At 51.2% G+C, this 16,902-nt stretch carries 10 protein-coding genes; 3 read left to right on the forward strand and 7 right to left on the reverse strand.

Features of this window, described 5'->3' with window-relative positions; genetic code table 11:
* Positions 1–42: 42 nt before the first annotated feature.
* Positions 43–2,133: a winged helix-turn-helix domain-containing protein gene (locus MHN31_RS16145; RefSeq protein ID WP_239444772.1), complete on the reverse strand. Its 2,091-nt coding sequence runs from the start codon at positions 2,131–2,133 to the stop codon at positions 43–45.
* A 527-nt stretch (positions 2,134–2,660) separates the two neighbouring features.
* Here MHN31_RS16145 and MHN31_RS16150 point away from each other — a divergent pair.
* Entirely contained in the window at positions 2,661–4,292 is a 1,632-nt protein-coding gene (locus tag MHN31_RS16150) for a hypothetical protein (RefSeq protein WP_239444773.1), read from the forward strand.
* A gap of 58 nt (positions 4,293–4,350) precedes the next feature.
* On the opposite strand, the gene MHN31_RS16155 is transcribed toward MHN31_RS16150, so the two are convergent.
* From MHN31_RS16155 to MHN31_RS16165, 3 genes are read right to left on the reverse strand one after another with little or no spacing between them, the layout of a single operon-like run.
* Positions 4,351–6,762 carry an ABC transporter permease gene (locus tag MHN31_RS16155; RefSeq protein WP_239444774.1) on the reverse strand — a complete coding sequence of 804 codons (2,412 nt, stop codon included), beginning with the start codon at positions 6,760–6,762 and terminating at the stop codon, positions 4,351–4,353.
* A gap of 30 nt (positions 6,763–6,792) precedes the next feature.
* The gene (locus MHN31_RS16160) at positions 6,793–7,485 is read right to left on the reverse strand and encodes an ABC transporter ATP-binding protein (protein ID WP_010383901.1); all 693 of its coding nucleotides are present in this window, start codon (positions 7,483–7,485) and stop codon (positions 6,793–6,795) included.
* Positions 7,486–7,518: 33 nt separating this feature from the next.
* Entirely contained in the window at positions 7,519–8,766 is a 1,248-nt protein-coding gene (locus MHN31_RS16165) for an HlyD family efflux transporter periplasmic adaptor subunit (RefSeq protein ID WP_239444775.1), read from the reverse strand.
* Positions 8,767–8,999: 233 nt separating this feature from the next.
* Here MHN31_RS16165 and MHN31_RS16170 point away from each other — a divergent pair, with 233 nt between their 5' ends.
* Both MHN31_RS16170 and MHN31_RS16175 read left to right on the forward strand, forming a co-directional pair.
* Entirely contained in the window at positions 9,000–10,400 is a 1,401-nt protein-coding gene (locus MHN31_RS16170) for a sigma-54 dependent transcriptional regulator (protein WP_239444776.1), read from the forward strand.
* Between the two features lie 9 nt (positions 10,401–10,409).
* Positions 10,410–11,741 carry an ATP-binding protein gene (locus MHN31_RS16175; protein ID WP_239444777.1) on the forward strand — a complete coding sequence of 444 codons (1,332 nt, stop codon included), beginning with the start codon at positions 10,410–10,412 and terminating at the stop codon, positions 11,739–11,741.
* Positions 11,742–11,993: 252 nt separating this feature from the next.
* Here the strand turns inward: MHN31_RS16175 and MHN31_RS16180 are convergent, their stop codons facing one another.
* The 3 genes from MHN31_RS16180 to MHN31_RS16190 form a co-directional block, all read right to left on the reverse strand.
* Entirely contained in the window at positions 11,994–12,413 is a 420-nt protein-coding gene (locus tag MHN31_RS16180) for a hypothetical protein (protein WP_194867583.1), read from the reverse strand.
* Between the two features lie 229 nt (positions 12,414–12,642).
* Positions 12,643–14,835 (reverse strand): TonB-dependent receptor, encoded by a 2,193-nt coding sequence (locus MHN31_RS16185; protein ID WP_239444778.1) that lies wholly within the window; start codon positions 14,833–14,835, stop codon positions 12,643–12,645.
* Between the two features lie 215 nt (positions 14,836–15,050).
* The gene (locus tag MHN31_RS16190; RefSeq protein WP_138538702.1) at positions 15,051–16,475 is read right to left on the reverse strand and encodes a hypothetical protein; all 1,425 of its coding nucleotides are present in this window, start codon (positions 16,473–16,475) and stop codon (positions 15,051–15,053) included.
* Positions 16,476–16,902 lie beyond the last annotated feature (427 nt).

Consider the following 16,902-nt stretch of genomic DNA (forward strand, 5'->3'; position numbering starts at 1 on the left):
CCCGTGTCAAGCACGGGATGACACAGAAGGGAGCTGTTGCTTTTAGTTAATCAACACCAGCTCCTGATCGATACCGATAAACTGCTCCAGTAGCAGTTGCTTCCCTTGCACATCGCTGATCTTCCAGGCGGTAGGTTTCAGGGAACGCAGCGTATTGAGCAAGTTTCCGTCTAAGTTGTACCGGTTCAGCGTCAGGTTTGTCTGGTCGACGCTGTAGATATGCTCGCCTTTTATGACCATAGCACGCCCGTTCAGGGATGGGAGCGTTATGGCGTCAGCGGGATTTTCACCCGGCATAAAGCGCTTTACCCTGCTCTGAGCATCACTGTAGTACACCTGCTCATCCACCTGCCATGCGCGCTGTACGCCGTTAATCCCCAGTTTAGTCAGCCGGTTACTTGTTAAGTCATAACGATATAAACCACCGGGCATGGGGTCGTTTATCAGCACCAAGAGTTGCTCTTGTTTATGCCAGGCTTGTACAGAATGAATGGGCAATTTTGTGCTCAGGCTGTGCTGCTGGCCAGATAATCCTGAGCGGTACAGTTTTCCGCCCTGCGCCCAGAGCAACTGAGTTGAATCGGGCGACCAGACAAACCCATGGACAGGATGGGGGAAGCTGGCATCGCTGAGTGCAATGACCTGGTCATTCTGCCAAACCCAGAGCTGATCCACTCCGTTGCGATTGGATATGAATGCAATATGCTGACCGTCCGGTGAATACTGCGGCTGCCGCTCCTGGGCCTGGGTGCGTGACAAGCTCGGGTAGGGCAGAGAGCGGGTGTTTAGATCGGGGGCTTGTGTGGTCACAGCCAGATCACCGTGATTGAGCGCCAGCTTTACGATATCAATGTCTTTTCTGCCAATCACCGCCACCAGAGTATGACTGTCCGGGTGCTGATCTGCGGATACCAGATTAGTGGCCGGAGTCGGTAGCAGGTTCAATTCACCGTTTAGTTCCAGGCTATATAACTGACCATGACTGATAACCAACAGGGTATGACCGTCGGCAGAAAAATGGCCGGCGAGCAGGGCATTGGGGTCCATATTGGGAAGCAGGGTTATCGGGCTGTTGTGAAGTATTTGCGCGTTTTTATCCAGGAGCGTCAATCTGTGGTTGCGCTGCTTATCCCGGCTAAACAACGCAAAACGCTGGCTGGGCGCGTGATAATCAAAGTGATACAGGTAGTCATCTGTGGCGGAATATAAGGGGATGACAGCCTTAGTTAAGTCATCGTATTGAACCAGCCGGGTTTGGTCAGGGCTGTGTTGTAAGAAGGCATAAGCATGATTGGGCAGGGCTTTAGGTGTGTGGGGCTGGCCTGAGCTGCACAGGTAACGAGGTTCAATGGCTTGGGGTTTAGCCAGTGCCAGGGCGAAATCTAACGTGGCCAATGCCCAGCATGTGTGCATTTTGTCGGTGACAATGTCTTGATCACAGTCGGCTTTGGCTGCAAACACCAGCTCTCTGCCATCCGGGGTAAAACTGGGTGCGCCAAATTGGCCGGGTGTATTATTGAGCTGAAACTCTTTGCCACTATCGAGGTGTCTTGCCCACAAATGGCTGCTACAGCTGCCCGCATAGCGGTTAAAGATCACATGCTGGCCATCCGGGCTGAATAGGGCATGAGATTCATGAGCATCGGTGTGGGTCACCGGGGTGAGGCGAGTGTATTTGGGCAGTGGCTCAGTGGGCCAGTTGAGGTATACCAAGGTGCCCAGTAAGAGTGTGCTTACTAATGTTATAACTAGCTTCAAATAAGGTTTTCGGGTTTTAGTTTCTGCAGGTTTTGATTTCGCTTCTGGCCAGCGTACCGGGACCAGCAGGCGGTACCCTATCTTTGGGTGGGTAGCGATAATGGTGGGGTTTTTGGCATCGTCTCCCAGTACTTTACGCAAAATGGCAATACAGCGTTGCAGGGCATTGGGCACGACTTCAACGCCCTGCCAGACGTGCGTCATAATCTCCTGATGGGTAACAACTTGCTCGCCGTGTTCGCGCTGGCGCTGTGCCAGCAATAGCAGAACCTGCAACACCTTTGGCTCTACATGGGTGTGCTGCTCATTGAGGATCACGACACTGCGGGAGAGGTCGATTTCATATGCGTTAATAAAGAATCTTGTCTGTGTCATTGTAATCCGCTACTGCCTGAATCCGGCATTGAGTGTACGGCGCAATGTGATGTCTGTCGAGGTGTGCAACAGCGGATGCAGATCTGTTACTTGAGACATTGTTTTGCTGCAGGCAGGGATATGAGGTTTTGTTGCCTGAGTGAAATCACTTTGCTGAATCACTCCCGACCAGCTCTCTCCCTTGTCATCCTGCCCAGCGAGCCGGGAACCATCTAAAAACACAGCTCAGTTGTTGCGGACGGTAACAGTAATGTGAGGGTGTAAGTGTCTGAGTAAAGCCGCCGTGCTGAGTCGCTGGTGAATAGATCCCAGCTCGGAGGCCGGGATGACGGAAAAAAAGAACGGATGATGACGAATATAAGACTTATCTATTTTATTCAGTTGGTTAGCTGTTTTTATTCGAGGTTAAGTCGAACCATTGCAGTCCCTCAGCAATTCATCAGCTTTTCATTAGGGTGGCTTTGTGGTGTTGTGCTGCGCCATGGCATCCAATGGCGCTCAGACAATAATAAAAGAGCGCTAATCCTATGTATTTTGATAATAACAAACGCTTTATCTGTTCTTCCGGGCACGGTTTCAAACATGTTTCTCAGTGGCTAAGTACTCTGTTTACCGGGATGTTGCTGATACTAAGGCGCCCCTCCATGTTGGTGTTGTGTTGTGCGCTGGCCACTCTGGGCGTTTGTCCGCTTTCTCATGCACAAACGAGCGAGGTACAGATCATTGAACGTACGGTTGAGGCTTACGGAGGTGAACGCTTACTGACTATGCCGGGCTTGTCGGTCAATGAATCTTTGTACCATTATTCTCAGTGGCTGAGCGGCCATGCCTTGCAGGGCCCGATGGTGACTTATATGAGCGAATTACAAAGCGAATATCACATTGATTTTGCCTCGCAACGTAAGGTGTTTAAGCAGGCTAACACTCGCAGGGTGGGCAGTCATGGCAGTGATACACCTGAAGTGACTCATCGCTTGTTTAGCGCGGGTAAGGGTACCAGCATTGATCATGCTTTGCAGCGATATCAACCGAGCCCGCGTATCTCCTTTGAGAATGCTACGCTGGGCTTTGACGCCATGCTGGATACCCTGATCGTGCGTAAACTGGCAGGGCTCAAACAAACCAGCCAGTGGCTGGATAAGGCTTATATCGCAGGTATCCCCCATGATGTGATGGCTGTGCCACTGGATGATGATCCGCAGACCACGCATATACTTTATCTGAACCAGGACAGTGGCGCACTGAGCCGGGTGATGACTGAGCTGCAAGGTAAAAAACGGTTTTATGACTTTATAAATCACCGCAAAACACAGGGGATTCTGTGGGCGTCTCAGGTGCTGGTCAGCACCGCAGCCGGTCCGCTTTATCACAGCCGGGCGCGCACGCTTAAAGTTGGGCAGCCCGGCGAAGCGTTATTTCAAATTCCTGCGGCTTATCAGCGCGCGCCAAAGGTAAAGCCTTTTGATGTTGCCGGGCTGACAATACGTGAGCTGGCAGCAGGCGTGTATTTTGTTGGTCAGGATTGGGGTTATACCTTATTTGTTGATGCCGGTGATTATCTGATCTCGGCAGGTACCTGGCAGATAAACGAGCAGGCCGGCGCATGGGCGAAAGCACTGAGCAAATTAAGAGACAGTACCTCACTTGATAAGCCTGTGAAGTATCACATTGTGACACACCATCATACCGATCATCTGAGAGGCTTAGCAGATACTCAGGCTGAGAACACCACCTTGCTCGTCCATCCGGCCGACCAAGCGGCGGTTGAGGCTGAGCTGGGTTCTCGCGTTAACATCGCACCTATCCCTGCCTCCTACACGCTGGCTGCTGGTAAAATCCGTCTGTTGGATGTGCCCAACAGCCATGCTGCACATAACCTGATTGTCTACCTGCCTGACTCACAGATTTTACTGACAGAGGACATGTTTGGCAGCAGTTTCGAACAGGCGCTGCACTCACCAGCTCGCTGGCCAGACTTAGATACTTACCATAGATTGGATACGCTGGTGGGCACGCTCAACAAGCAGGGGATTGACGTTTCGCAGTATGTCTCTTCACATCATGGCAGGGTGCTGACTCAGGCAGATATCGACCGGGCCATGGCGATACCGCGCACTGAGCGCGCAGTGCTGTTACAGCGCTTATTTGGGGGTAAATAAAAAAAGCGGCACACAGCAGTAGGTTTATGTGCCGCCTGGTCGTGGCTAACGGTGGCTGTTATTCATAACGTAGTATCAGCGAAGGACGGGTGCTAGCCGCTTTAAAGGCCAGACAGGCAACGGTCAGCCAGGTGATGACCAGCACACCCAGTGTGGCGGCGGCATACACCCAGGCTGCCTGCTCAATGCGTTCGTTAAAGTTATTCAGCCAGGCACTCATCACCCAGTAGCTCAGGGGTATGGCCAGTAACCCCCCTATGCCGACTATGGTGATGAACTCCTTAGATAAAATGGTCACTATACTGAGCCGTGATGCCCCCAGCACTTTGCGCACAGCCACTTCTTTTTGGCGGCGAATAGTCGCAAACGACGCCAGCCCCAAAATCCCCATGCAGGTCAGCACTATAGACAGAGTACTGAACAGCAGCACCAGTTGCTGCATCCTGAACTCGTTGATGTGGGCACGCTGATAGTCGTCTTCAATCAGGCTGATTTCGACCTCAGGTATCGCCAGCTCATCGCGAATCAGCTGCTCGGCCTGGCGTATCACCTGCGCTTTGTTTGCATCGGGTTGAAGCTTGAGCACCAGAGTACCAATTGCGACATTAATGTCTCCCGCGGTCAGTAACACCGGGAGTTGCTGCTGACGTGCTGAGCCAATTTTAATGTCTTTGATAATGCCAACCACCGTCGCGCGGGCTGTGCCTGCATGTGAGCTGAGGGTTTGGCCCAGCAGCACGCTGGGGTCATCGTAGCCAGCTTGTTTTGCCAGACTCTGTGAGAGCAGCACAGAGAACGATCGGATATTGTCGTCGCTGGTTTGGATCCAGTCGCTGGCAAACTGAGGCAAGAAATCCCGACCTGCTACCAGCTCCAGGCCCAGTGTTTCAACGGCATGGAAGCCGGTGGCGACAGTCGGTTGTGTGCCTTCCAGGCGCTCACCGTTTGGAAACACCAAAAACAATTCTGAGGTCATATCATTGGTCAGCAGGGTATCTGACTGAGTGACTTGGGCGACGCCTTGCAGCGCTTTGAGAGTTCTCAATATGCGAGGCTCGGCTTCCTGATACAACGCTTCTGCGGGCAGGTTTTTGATGATCAGACGATCGTGCTTTGCATAGCCAACCGGCAGGTCGTTGATCAGTGCCATTTGTTTGTAGACCACAGCTGCGGCAACAATCAGTGCCACCGATAGTGCCCCTTGTAGTCCCAGGGTCAGCTTGCGTACCCAGATGGCCGTTTTGCCACGTTGCAGGTCGCCACTGAGCACCCGCTTGGCACTGAATGAGGCGATAAACAGCGCGGGGTAGAGGCCAGAGATCACCCCAATCAGCACCACGACCCCCATCACCGCGACCAAAAATAAGGGCGAGAAGCTCAATGACAGGCTGCGTTCAAGCAGCTGATTGGCATAAGGGATCATCATTTCAACTAGCGCCAGGGCAACCAGCGCGGCCACCATCACAATAAACAAAGATTCCGTTAAAAACTGAGTGATCAGTTGTGGCTTGCTGGCCCCCAGTGCTTTGCGCACACCCACTTCTTTGGCACGTTTTGCGGCACCGGCAATGTTCAGGTTGATGAAGTTCACACTGGCAATCACCAGCAACAAAATGGTTAACGCAATACAGACCTGCATGACCAGACGAGAGCCGCCTTGTTTCATCTCAAACGGGCCACTGCTGTGAAAGTGCAACTCTGACAGACGGCTTAGTTCTATGGCCCTGAGCTTGCGGCGGCCGGTCGACTGCTCGCGCATGGCCTCTGTCATCTGCTTGGCGATAAGCCCAGCATCTGTGCCTTCCGCCAGGCGTATATAGACATAGCCAATGAAGGGCATTTTGGTGGCCTTGGGCAGCGCCGTTAAGGTTTCAAATACAAAATGGGTGTTGTCCGGCAGATCGTCAAATACCGCGGCCACTTCATACTGACCCTGTGTATATGACAGGGTTTTGCCCACGGCATTCACGCTGCCAAACAAACGCAGCGCTTGTGCCCGGCTGATGGCCAGCAAACCCGGGCGGCTCAGGGCACTGTTCAGGTCGCCATGCAGCACCGTCATATTGATAAACTCCGGCAAATTGGCCGAGGCCAAATAGACCTTGCTCAGGCGTACCTGCTCGCCCGCCACAGTGACGTCCAGCGCCATCGGCTCGGCTGAGTAGGCCAGGTTGTCGGTGGACACCAGCATCATGATGTCTTCAACCTGTGCATGGTTTTGCATATTCAGGGCCTGTTGTGAGTCTGAGGCTGCGATCAGTTGCAGGCCCCAAGCACGGTAATCGGTATGCACCCGGTAAACACGCTCAGCATGGGGGTGTTGTTTGTCAAAAGACAGCTCATAAGCCGCAAACAACGCCACCATAATGGCGGCTGCCAGACCAATACTAAAACCGGTCAGGTTAAGGGCAAAGTGGCGGGTGTCTTTTTTAATCGCCCTGAGTGTGGTTTTGAAATAATTCACAATCATAACAGATACGCCCTTTTTAATTCCGGTGCGTTAAGCGGCAGGGGAAACGCTGTTGGCTTTGTCCAGCATGACCTGGCCGTCGAGCAGCCGCACCAGGCGATCGGCATAAGCCCCTTCTTTTTCCGAGTGGGTAACCACAATCACAGTGGTGCCTTCGCGGTTGAGTTCGCGCAGCATGGCCATCACTTCTTCGCCATTTCTGGAATCCAGGTTACCGGTGGGCTCATCCGCCAGGATCAGCTTAGGGTTGATCACGAGCGCTCGGGCAACGGCTACCCGTTGCTGCTGACCGCCCGACAATTGCTGCGGCAGGTGGTCGGCGCGGTGGTCAATGGCCACGCGCTTTAAAATGGCTTCAACTCGCTGTTTGCGCTGTGCTTTGGAAATGTTCTGATATTGCAGGGGCAACTCAACGTTTTCGAATACGGTCAGCTCATCAATCAGATTAAAGCTCTGAAAGACGAAGCCAATGGACGCTTTACGCAGTTCAGCCAGGCGTTTTTCGCTGTATCCGGCAATGTCGGTGCCAGCGAATTCAAACGCGCCTGAGGTGGGCGAGTCGAGCATGCCTAGAATAGACAGCAGGGTTGATTTACCGCAGCCCGAGGGGCCCATAATGGCCAGAAACTCGCCTTCATTAACCTGTAGGTCAATCTCGTTCAGCGCGATGGTTTCGACGTCTTCAGTGCGAAACACCCGGCTTAGGTTGGTCAGTTTAATCATCTTCAATTCCTTCAGGCTGTTGTTATTCTGGTTTTAGTTCAGTTGTAATGTCTGTGCTTTATCAAACTGGCTGTAGCTGGAGGTGATCACCAGATCGCCCGGTGCCAGTCCGTCTAATACTTCAAAGTAGTCACGGTTTTTCTTGCCCAGCACGATGTTTTTACGGATCGCGGTGTCGCCCGCTACCACGTAAACCCAGTTGCCACCGCTGCTGGTATAAAACGCCCCGCGCTTGACCAGCAGGGCATTGTTTTTGCTGTCACCCAGCATCAGGGCCACATCCAGGTTCTGGCCGCGTTTTATGCCGTCCAGCCCGGCTGGCAGCGCTACTTCTACCTGAAATTGCGCATTAGTGACTCGGCTGTCGATTTTGCTGACGTGCGCAGTGACTTGCTCGGTGCCTAATGAGACGTGTACTGCTATGCCGCTGTGTACCTGGTTAAGATAAAACTCATCCAGCCGGACCGTGAGCTTGTATTCATTCGGTATGTCTATTTGACCCAGGCGTGCGCCACGCTCTTTGGACTCGCCAATTTCAACGTCCAGCTCGCTCAGATAGCCAGACACTGGTGCTTTGATCAGCAGGTTATCGAGGTTGTGACGGGCAAATTGCAGGTTCTTTTGCAGCATCTCAGCACTGTCTTCGAGCTGTTCAACCTGGACTTCACGGATGGTGTTTTCCTGTTTTTGGCGATCCAGGGTCAGTTCCTTACGGGCTTTGTAGTAGGCCAAATCATCTTTGATTTCATCCAGCTTGTCCTGGGCCAGCAAGCCTTTTTTAGCCAGTCGCGCCGACTGTGTGTAGCGCCTTTGCAGGTGGTTGATCTGCAGTTCAATCTCCAGCAGGTCGCGGCGCAGGTTCAGGCGGCTGGTTTCCATGTTCATTTGCGTGTTACGCAGAAAGTTAAGTTGCTCGGTGACTTGCGCTTCACGGCTCATGACATCCAGTTGAAGATTCGTATTGCTCAGGCGCACCAGTGGCTGACCTTGTTCAACATACTCACCTTGTTCAACCAGACGCTCTTCAACCCGGCCGCCAGCGACGGTGTCGAGGTAAATGGTGGTTTTTGGCACCACCTGACCACGCAGACTCAGGGCATTAACAAACTGGCCCTGCTTTACGGTACTGATGGTCAGGCTGTTTAGTGGTACATTTTGGCTGCGTCCGGTGCTGCTCGATTGTGTAAAGGCGTAGGCAAGGGCGGTTGCTAGTATTAAGCTAACCGCGACGCCCGTCTTAAGGTGCTTGTTAAGTCCTGAGCGTTCTATCTTTTTATCCATAGTGCAGCTCCTGCTGTCTGATGCGGTTCGGGTGTATGAACTAAAGTAATCAAACCGCGTGCCAACCTTGAAAGTATAATAAATACAAAGGACTACCGTTTTATTTGGCTTGTTGCTCTGGCGCAGGTGTCCGCTAATAGAACAGTCGGTATCACGCAAGTGCCCATAAATGGACACATACTCGTGCAATACGCTAAGCTAGTAAGCCAATAAAAATAAGTTAGGGACAAATCGTGAGCGCAAAACAGCCCGGGGCCATTTTGGTAGTGGACGACAACCCGGATATTCTGATCGCGGCGAGGTTGCTGCTCAAACAACACTATCAGGTGGTCAAAACCACCGACAATCCGTTTGATATTGAACAGCTGGTTAAAGCCCACAACATTGAAGTGATCCTGCTGGATATGAATTTTAATCGTGATGCCATCAGTGGTCAGGAAGGCTTTTACTGGCTGAAGAAAATCATTACGCAGGACCCAAGTATCGTGGTCTTGCTGATGACGGCCTACGGTGACATTCAGCTGGCGGTGGATGCCATTAAGGCCGGCGCGGCAGATTTTATTGCTAAGCCCTGGCAAAACGAGCAGTTACTGGGGGCGGTGGCGGCGGCGTTTGCCCACGCCAAAGACAAGCAGCAGGTGGGTAAGCTGACTCGTCAGACACAAGGACTGAATCAGGCGCTCAGTGAGTCATCAACGGGCCCGGCCTTTGACTTTCTGGGCCAAAGTGCGGTTATGCAACAGGTGTTTGCGACCATAGACAAAGCGGCTCAGTCTGATGCCAATATTCTGATCACCGGTGAAAGCGGCACAGGCAAAGAGCTGGCCGCTCACGCCATTCATCGCGCCAGTCTGCGTGCTGCACAGCCCATGATCAGCCTGGATATGGGCGCCATTTCTGATGCGCTGTTTGAAAGCGAACTGTTTGGCCACAAAAAAGGCGCTTTTACTGATGCCAAAACCGATAAAATAGGCCGGTTTGAGCTGGCCAGTGGCGGGTCGTTGTTCCTTGATGAGCTGGGGAATTTGCCCTTAAATCATCAGGCCACCTTGCTGGCGGCGCTACAGAATCGTTGCATCACCCCAGTGGGTGGCACTAAACCACTTGATGTGAATATCCGCCTGATCTGTGCGACGAACGACAACCTGCAACAGGCGGTCAATGAAGGACGCTTTAGGCAGGATCTTTTGTACCGCATCAATACGGTCGAAATCCGTCTGCCTCCGCTGAGGGAGCGTAGCGAGGATATTCCTTTGCTGGTGAATTACTACCTGACGCACTTTGCACACAGGTACAAACGCGCATTGCAGATCACTGAGCAAGATATGGCCGCGCTGTGCGGATATGGCTGGCCCGGTAACGTTCGCGAGCTTGCCCATGCGATTGAGCGGGCTGTGATTTTATCGGATGGCGATACGCTGGATGTGACGTCTGTGATTGGCGCGACCGCGACCTCATTGGAGGCTGTACAAGACAGTTGTGGGAGTTACGACACGTTCGATCTGGAGGTGCTGGAACAGCGGGCCATCCGTGCTGCACTTAAGCATTATCAGGGTAATGTGAGTCACGCTGCCAAAGCGCTGGGGTTGACGCGCGGTGCTATGTATCGGCGACTGGAAAAATATGGGCTGTAGGGAGTAACCATGTTCTATCTGAAACGTCATCCCCGCTGGTTACTGGGGTTACAGCTGGGCCTTTTGTGTGTGCTGATAAGCTTGGCAACCGGACAATATCTGCACAGTGGGCTCAGTGCCACCTGGCTGCTTGTATTGTTGCTGATCGCGGTGTGCTGTGGTGCGATATTCACCTTGTTTGCCCGGCAGCAAAGACAAAGCACGGCGGTGATCCGGGCGCTGGTAAATGGCGACAGTTCTTTGCGACTCAGTCCCAGTCATCCGCTGCACCAGGAATATGACGAGATCCGTCATACTATGCAGGCAGCGCGGTTCAAAGCTGAGCAACAGGCTCAGTTTTTTCAGGCTTTGTTGCTGCACATTGAGCTGGCAGTGCTGGTGTGTGACAGTGAAGGCAAGGTGATTGAGTCCAACCCGGCGGTGGCACGTCTGCTGGGTAAGTCGGTCAGCAGCGTGACTGAGTTGGATCAGATTGGCGCGTTAATTCAAAGTTGTGATACCCAGTTAAAAACCAGTGCCCCCTGGCAGCGTGGTGAGCAGCAGGATACTTTGTCAGTACAGATCAGCGTCGCACAAATTCAGGGTCAGATCCGTAAGGTGATCACCCTGACCTCTATTCATACTGCCCTGAACAGCAAAGAGCAACAGGCCTATAAGTGTCTGACCCGGGTGTTGACCCATGAAGTGGCGAACTCCATCACGCCTTTGTCCTCGATTGCTCAGTCTTGCCGGGGACTGTTGCCCGATGCACTGTGTTTTGATGATGAAGACGACAAAGACGATTTGATCCTGGCATTGAATACATTGGCTGCGCGTACTGAGCATCTGGGAGCGTTTATTACCCGCTTCAGGGCGATCAGCAGTTTACCACGCCCGAGTCTGAGTCCCACCTCCCTGGCGCCTTTGCTGGAGCGGTTAGTGGCCTTACACAAAAACCAACTCAGTGCGGCAGGGATCCAGTGTGAGCTGAGCGTGTTAACCAAGCTGCTGGTGATGCTGGATCCCGGACAGATCGAACAGGTGTTGATAAACTTGTTCACCAATGCGGTTCAGGCCATTGAGCAGGTGCAGCAAGGGGGCACTCAGCAAATCGACAACCCGGTAATTCAGCTGACGCTGGCCCAAAATGAGGCACAGCAGGTGTATGTGGAGATCCGCGATAACGGGCCGGGCGTTGAAGCCCATGTCGTTGAGATGATGTTTGTGCCTTTCTTCACGACTAAACAGCAGGGATCGGGCATTGGCCTGAGTCTGTCGCGGCAGATCATGGTTAGTCATGGCGGCGATCTGGTCTATTTGCAAAAACCACAGGGGGCCTGCTTTCGCTGTGTATTTGGCTAAAGGAAAAAAGCCAGGCTAGCTGGCTTTTGCTTGAAGGCCATGGCAGGCAACCATGGCCGGGGTCATAATCTCAGGTACCGCAGGGTGCTGAGAAGACACCGTACCGGGCAAGGTACCTCTGATTCATCGTGTCGCAGCATGATGGCTGAGCGCAAGTCAGGCCAAGTATTCACACCCAGAGTAGGCGTATAGGGTGAAAGTCGCAGGACTATGCCACTTGACGATGCGTGCAAACGCTGACCGTTTCAATCATTAGTCACCCGGGCAATTGTTATTGCGGATACACTCTTTATCCATGTCATCAACCCAGACATCCTTAAGGTAACAGCCTGCCGGGTCGTCGACCCAAATCACTTCAGGGTAACTGAGATCAACGATTTTTGAGAGGTAAAGGTAGCCTGCGTAGACCTTGCCGTTCTCATAGTGGTGGTTGATAGGCCTTTGCTGTCTACAGGTCGTGTCTTCGACGATTTCCTGGTAGCTTGTATTAAGATAATCTACATTGTTGCCTGTACTGTACAGCGTACCGCTGTGGGTGCAGTGATACTTGACTTTAGTGGTCGTCACCTTCTTTTTGGGGCAGACCAAAATTTGCGTCCAGTAGGCGCTGGCGGGGGCCGAGTAAGCCATTACACTGGCAAGTACAATGCTGATTGCTTTGAGTGATTTCATGTTGTTTTCCTTTTGCTTATTGCTATTCGAGTAATACCAATTTGCTTAATGAAGTGTTCTGTTAACTCCTTAAAATTGAACAGGTAATAAGTGAAATTGGTATAATATCCACAGCCGATTTTGATTGTGGTTTAGTTCGGCAGCGACAGTGTCATCTTAGCAATGGCGTGTGGTGCAGACGCCTCCCCGACCGGGGGCGGATGATAGATAGAATGGCGGTTGTTGCGGTTTAGAAATTAATATGCAGGCTGAGTTCAATGGTTCTCGGAGCGGCAATGGCTGCCTGCGTCGGGTAAAAAATGTCTGCCCAGGGGACATACACTTCATTGAGCAGGTTGCGCACATTGAGATTCAACCGGGCATGTTCAAATTGATAGGCTGCAAACAAAGTGACCGTCTCATAGCGAGTAAAGGTGACTGAATTTTGGAAGTTACCATAGCGATCGCTGACATGGCGTATACCGGCGCCTATTTCCAGTGGCCATCCGCCAATTTTATCCCAGCTGAACCAGGCATTGGCCACAATCTCAGGCACATTGGGTGGGGTATGACCGCTGGCATTGACACCAAAGTCTGGGTCGACAAAGGACTGGTAGCTGGCGTTGGTGTAGGCGATATTGCCACCCAGGCGAATATGCTTGGCTGGCTGACTGGTGATCGCCAGCTCCAGCCCATGTGCAACATGGGTGCCCGAATTACCGACTGTATCATGTGATGTCAGCAGCAGAATATTACGCCGCGTAATATCGTACCAGGCCAGAGTGAGCTCACTTTGCCAGGTATTGAGTAAGGTTTTGATGCCAACTTCGTATTGGCTAATGTCGGTGAAATCAAAGTTTTCGTTGGCATTGACCAGATAAATATTCGAGCCCACCGGATCATGTCCGGTGCTCCAGTGGGCGTATACACTGAGTGCGTCGCTAAACTGATAGGTTGAGCCTAACTGATAGGCAAGTGGGGTGAAGGTGCGTGCAAAGCTCTCATCGGCAAGAAAGTTGCCTGAGACATCGTAGTTGTCCCGGACCAGCCGAATGTGGTCGCGACGCAGCCCGCCAAACAGACGCCAGTACTCAGTGACTGACAAGGTATTGTTAAGGTACAGGGCCCATTGCCTGATATCGGTCGGACTGCTGTGTTTGTCCAAAACGCCGAACTGACCGGCCATTGGCGTGAGTAACGGCACACTGTCTCCGTCGGGAAATCCTCTTTCGCGGCTAAAGTCGGTGACTTTAAACTCTGCACCAAAGGCCAGCTGATGTGCCATAGTACCAAGCTGGTAGCGGTATACGCCTGCGAATTGATTGCCATAAAAGGTGTGATCGTGAAACACAAAAAAACGGTCCCGCTCAATCAATTCTGTGGCCGGGTTGAAGACATAGCTTTCTGCATTTTGCCAGGCGCGATCGGCCTTAAAGTGAAACAGCGTATTGCTCAGTGACAGTGTATCACTGGGCTGCCAGTCTGTGCGCAGGCGAGACCATAGGTGTTCTGAATCCGAGCGGCTATCTGCGACATTATAGTTGAGGTAACGGGTCCGGTTATCCAGCACCTGGTCATTGGCGGTGGTGACTATGCCCGCAATAGGGTCTAAGGCAGCATGCGCTGGTACCAAAGGCGTGCCCCAGTATGCGGGGAGATCATCTTCGAGGTAATCAAAACTCAGCAGCCAGCTTAGCTTTGGGCTGGCCTGCCACAGTATGGATGAAGTTGCATTCAGAGAATGCGACGGGGTGTTGTCGACCCAGCCGTCTGACTGTGCTTTATTCACATCCAGCCGGGCGGCGCTGTTTGAGCTGACCGGCAGATGAAGGCCGACGCCCCATTCTCGCGTATCAAACCTAGATTGAGAGACAAAAACTTCTGTACTAACAGGGGCATCAAGCTGAGGTTTACGGGTGATCATGTTGATCACACCTGACGCGGTGCCCTGGCCAAATTGCAGTGCGGCAGGCCCTTTGATAACTTCTATTTGTTGCAGGTTAAAGGTGTTGTGTGGCCGCATCGTCATGGACGCCGGGCCCAGTTTAATCCCATCCCGTACCACAGAGACGGAATCGCGAATAAAGCCTCGCATAGCGAAGCTGGAAGGCTCCGCGGGTGACTCGCCCGAGATAACGCCCACCAAATTTTCGACTGCACTGGTAACTGAAGTCAGACCGCGTGCGCGCATGGTTTTGCGCTCAATCACATCTATGCTGAACGGCAGCTCAAGTGCATTCAGGTTAAATGGATTAGCGCTGATGGGGGTAGTTTGCAGGTTCAGATCGCGTACCGCAGAGCCACTGAGCGTCACGTTGAGCAGCTCATCCAGGCTCATTTCAAATAACTCAGTCTCTTCAGCAGCCCGTATGCTGGCAGTGAACAGCCATATGCACAGTAATAAAAGCCTGTGGTAAACCTTCTGTGGATAGGTTGTTCGCATTTAGAATCATAATATTAAACGTGTATTTAGTCAGTTTAGCTCAGGATGTCAGGTTCGCCCGTGAAGCATTAGCAGAAGAGATAATTTGATGGAGGGTGAACACCGCAGATAAGTATGCGACATGGTTAATATTGCATGTCAGTCATTGTAGTTAAACGATAGAAGTTGCAAGCCAGGCTACCGGCTTGCAACTTATCATTGGCACAGAGTGCGAATTAGTTTTGATATCTATCTAGCCATTCACGGATCTTTCTGGCTTTTGTATAAGTTAATGTCATATGTGCTTCGTTATTACTTGGATAAGCAGCGACCTCATCCCAGTAATTTGCACTGCCTGCCAGCGCTGAGCGAGTTGAAACAAATGAATGCTTCTGGCCGATCGTCACATAAGGTGTGATTGGGTGTGACTGGCTGGCGATCAGGTTAGAAAAGACCTGATAGAAATCGGCGTAACCACCTGCAACGTTATCAACACTTGGTTTGGTGTAGACTTTAAAGTACTTGCTTCCACCATTGTACCATTTACGGTGCAATTTAAAGTGTGACGTCATAATAGCAGCAGGTGCACCCTGAGTGCGGCTTTGTGCTCCGTTGGTGATAGCCAGGGTTGGTACTGTTTGTACGTGGCCTAAACTTGCTAGCTTTGACAGTAAAGCACTGCGGTCTGATGACCCTGAAGGGGTGTCCATGATCAGTTCTTTAAAGGTTTTTGTGTTCAGCTTAGCGGTAATAGCTTCCAACTGACGACGTGCTTCACGGCAGTCACCGCTTAAACCACAAAGACTTGAATCGACTTTATCAAGTAGACGATTAGTGTTGTCCAGGATCGAGCGTGGGAAATTAGCGCCCAAGTGTGGTGCATCGAAGGAGATAAATGACGCGACATTATTGAGTGAACCGGTTTTTTCAATTTCACGCAATGCAAAGCGTGTTACAACGCCACCCATCGACAAGCCAACAAAAGAAGTCGAAGACACACCTGACTTGCTGTTGATGACTTCTAGCAAACGTTTAACACCATCGGCGTTATACTCGATACCTTTGTCCTGATATCTGTAACGATAAAGAATGACATCGTAACCTGCACTTCTGAGGCTGCTCATCAGGCCACCACTGTTTACATCATTGTAAAAAGCCTGCTTAGTGTAGCTAGAGCCCGAAATATCTACGTGGTATGGCTGAACAACAACAACAGGTTTATTGAGTCGGTTGTCATTACCCATATATACATCGGCATAGCCATAGGAGTATCTTGGGTATTCAGTCCAAAGACGGCAGGTACGCTGTGGTGTAATCGCAAATTCCTGAGTGTCTGACTCAAGCGAAGCGCCTGCGGTGGGCTCTGGTTCGATACCCAGAGGGAGCTCTCCATCCCACCACTCACAAAATCTGTCCATCTCGGTCGAGTTTATATACCAAGTGCTGCTTGTGCTGCTGGTCGTCGACATGCGCTGGGCGGAAAGGGATTTAAACGGCGTCGTCAGACGTTCTGTCGTGGCGTTTTGAGTTTCTTTGCTGAACATGGAAATGGTATGTGATGAGTCAATTTTCAGACCATATTCATCCACTTCCTGGTTTTGTGCGAGTGCAGAGTTTGCAGAGATGGCTAGGAGTGCCATCGTGATTGTTTTTATTCTCATGTGTATTTCCTGTTTTTTCTAATAGTCCTGTATTAGGAATAGGTAATGTAATTATTTGTTATCACAAGATCAATACTTTGGTTTTTTGTGGTTTATTCATTGTTTTATTTTGTTAAATAGTGTGTTTGTGCATATGCATGGTTTTATAAACAGAGCATGGTTATATCCGATGAGCGCAAACGTTCCGTCACCTGGTCAATCGATGCAGAAGAAAGTTTGCTATTTACTGATAACTGAGTGAATATTTTTAAGTCAATCTGTGATGTGGAAATAAAAAATGATGCACCCGGCAGAAGTGTGCAAATGAGGTTGCTATGTTTTTATTTAACTTTATGTAACCAATGGATTTTAATGAAAGTAAATGATGCAAAAAAGTCATTGAAAAAAATGAGAGTAATTCTTTTTGATGAGTTGAAATGGTGTGTGG

The sequence above is a fragment of the Pseudoalteromonas sp. McH1-42 genome (assembly GCF_022347845.1).
Classification (GTDB): Bacteria; Pseudomonadota; Gammaproteobacteria; order Enterobacterales; family Alteromonadaceae; genus Pseudoalteromonas; species Pseudoalteromonas rubra_D.

Coding starts and splice junctions, on each gene's coding strand:
- MHN31_RS16185 (WP_239444778.1), bottom strand. CDS start 14,835: ATGCGAACAACCTATCCACAGAAGGTTTACCACAGGCTTTTATTACTG.
- MHN31_RS16145 (WP_239444772.1), bottom strand. CDS start 2,133: ATGACACAGACAAGATTCTTTATTAACGCATATGAAATCGACCTCTCC.
- MHN31_RS16175 (WP_239444777.1), top strand. CDS start 10,410: ATGTTCTATCTGAAACGTCATCCCCGCTGGTTACTGGGGTTACAGCTG.
- MHN31_RS16155 (WP_239444774.1), bottom strand. CDS start 6,762: ATGATTGTGAATTATTTCAAAACCACACTCAGGGCGATTAAAAAAGAC.
- MHN31_RS16150 (WP_239444773.1), top strand. CDS start 2,661: ATGTATTTTGATAATAACAAACGCTTTATCTGTTCTTCCGGGCACGGT.
- MHN31_RS16165 (WP_239444775.1), bottom strand. CDS start 8,766: ATGGATAAAAAGATAGAACGCTCAGGACTTAACAAGCACCTTAAGACG.
- MHN31_RS16180 (WP_194867583.1), bottom strand. CDS start 12,413: ATGAAATCACTCAAAGCAATCAGCATTGTACTTGCCAGTGTAATGGCT.
- MHN31_RS16190 (WP_138538702.1), bottom strand. CDS start 16,475: ATGAGAATAAAAACAATCACGATGGCACTCCTAGCCATCTCTGCAAAC.
- MHN31_RS16160 (WP_010383901.1), bottom strand. CDS start 7,485: ATGATTAAACTGACCAACCTAAGCCGGGTGTTTCGCACTGAAGACGTC.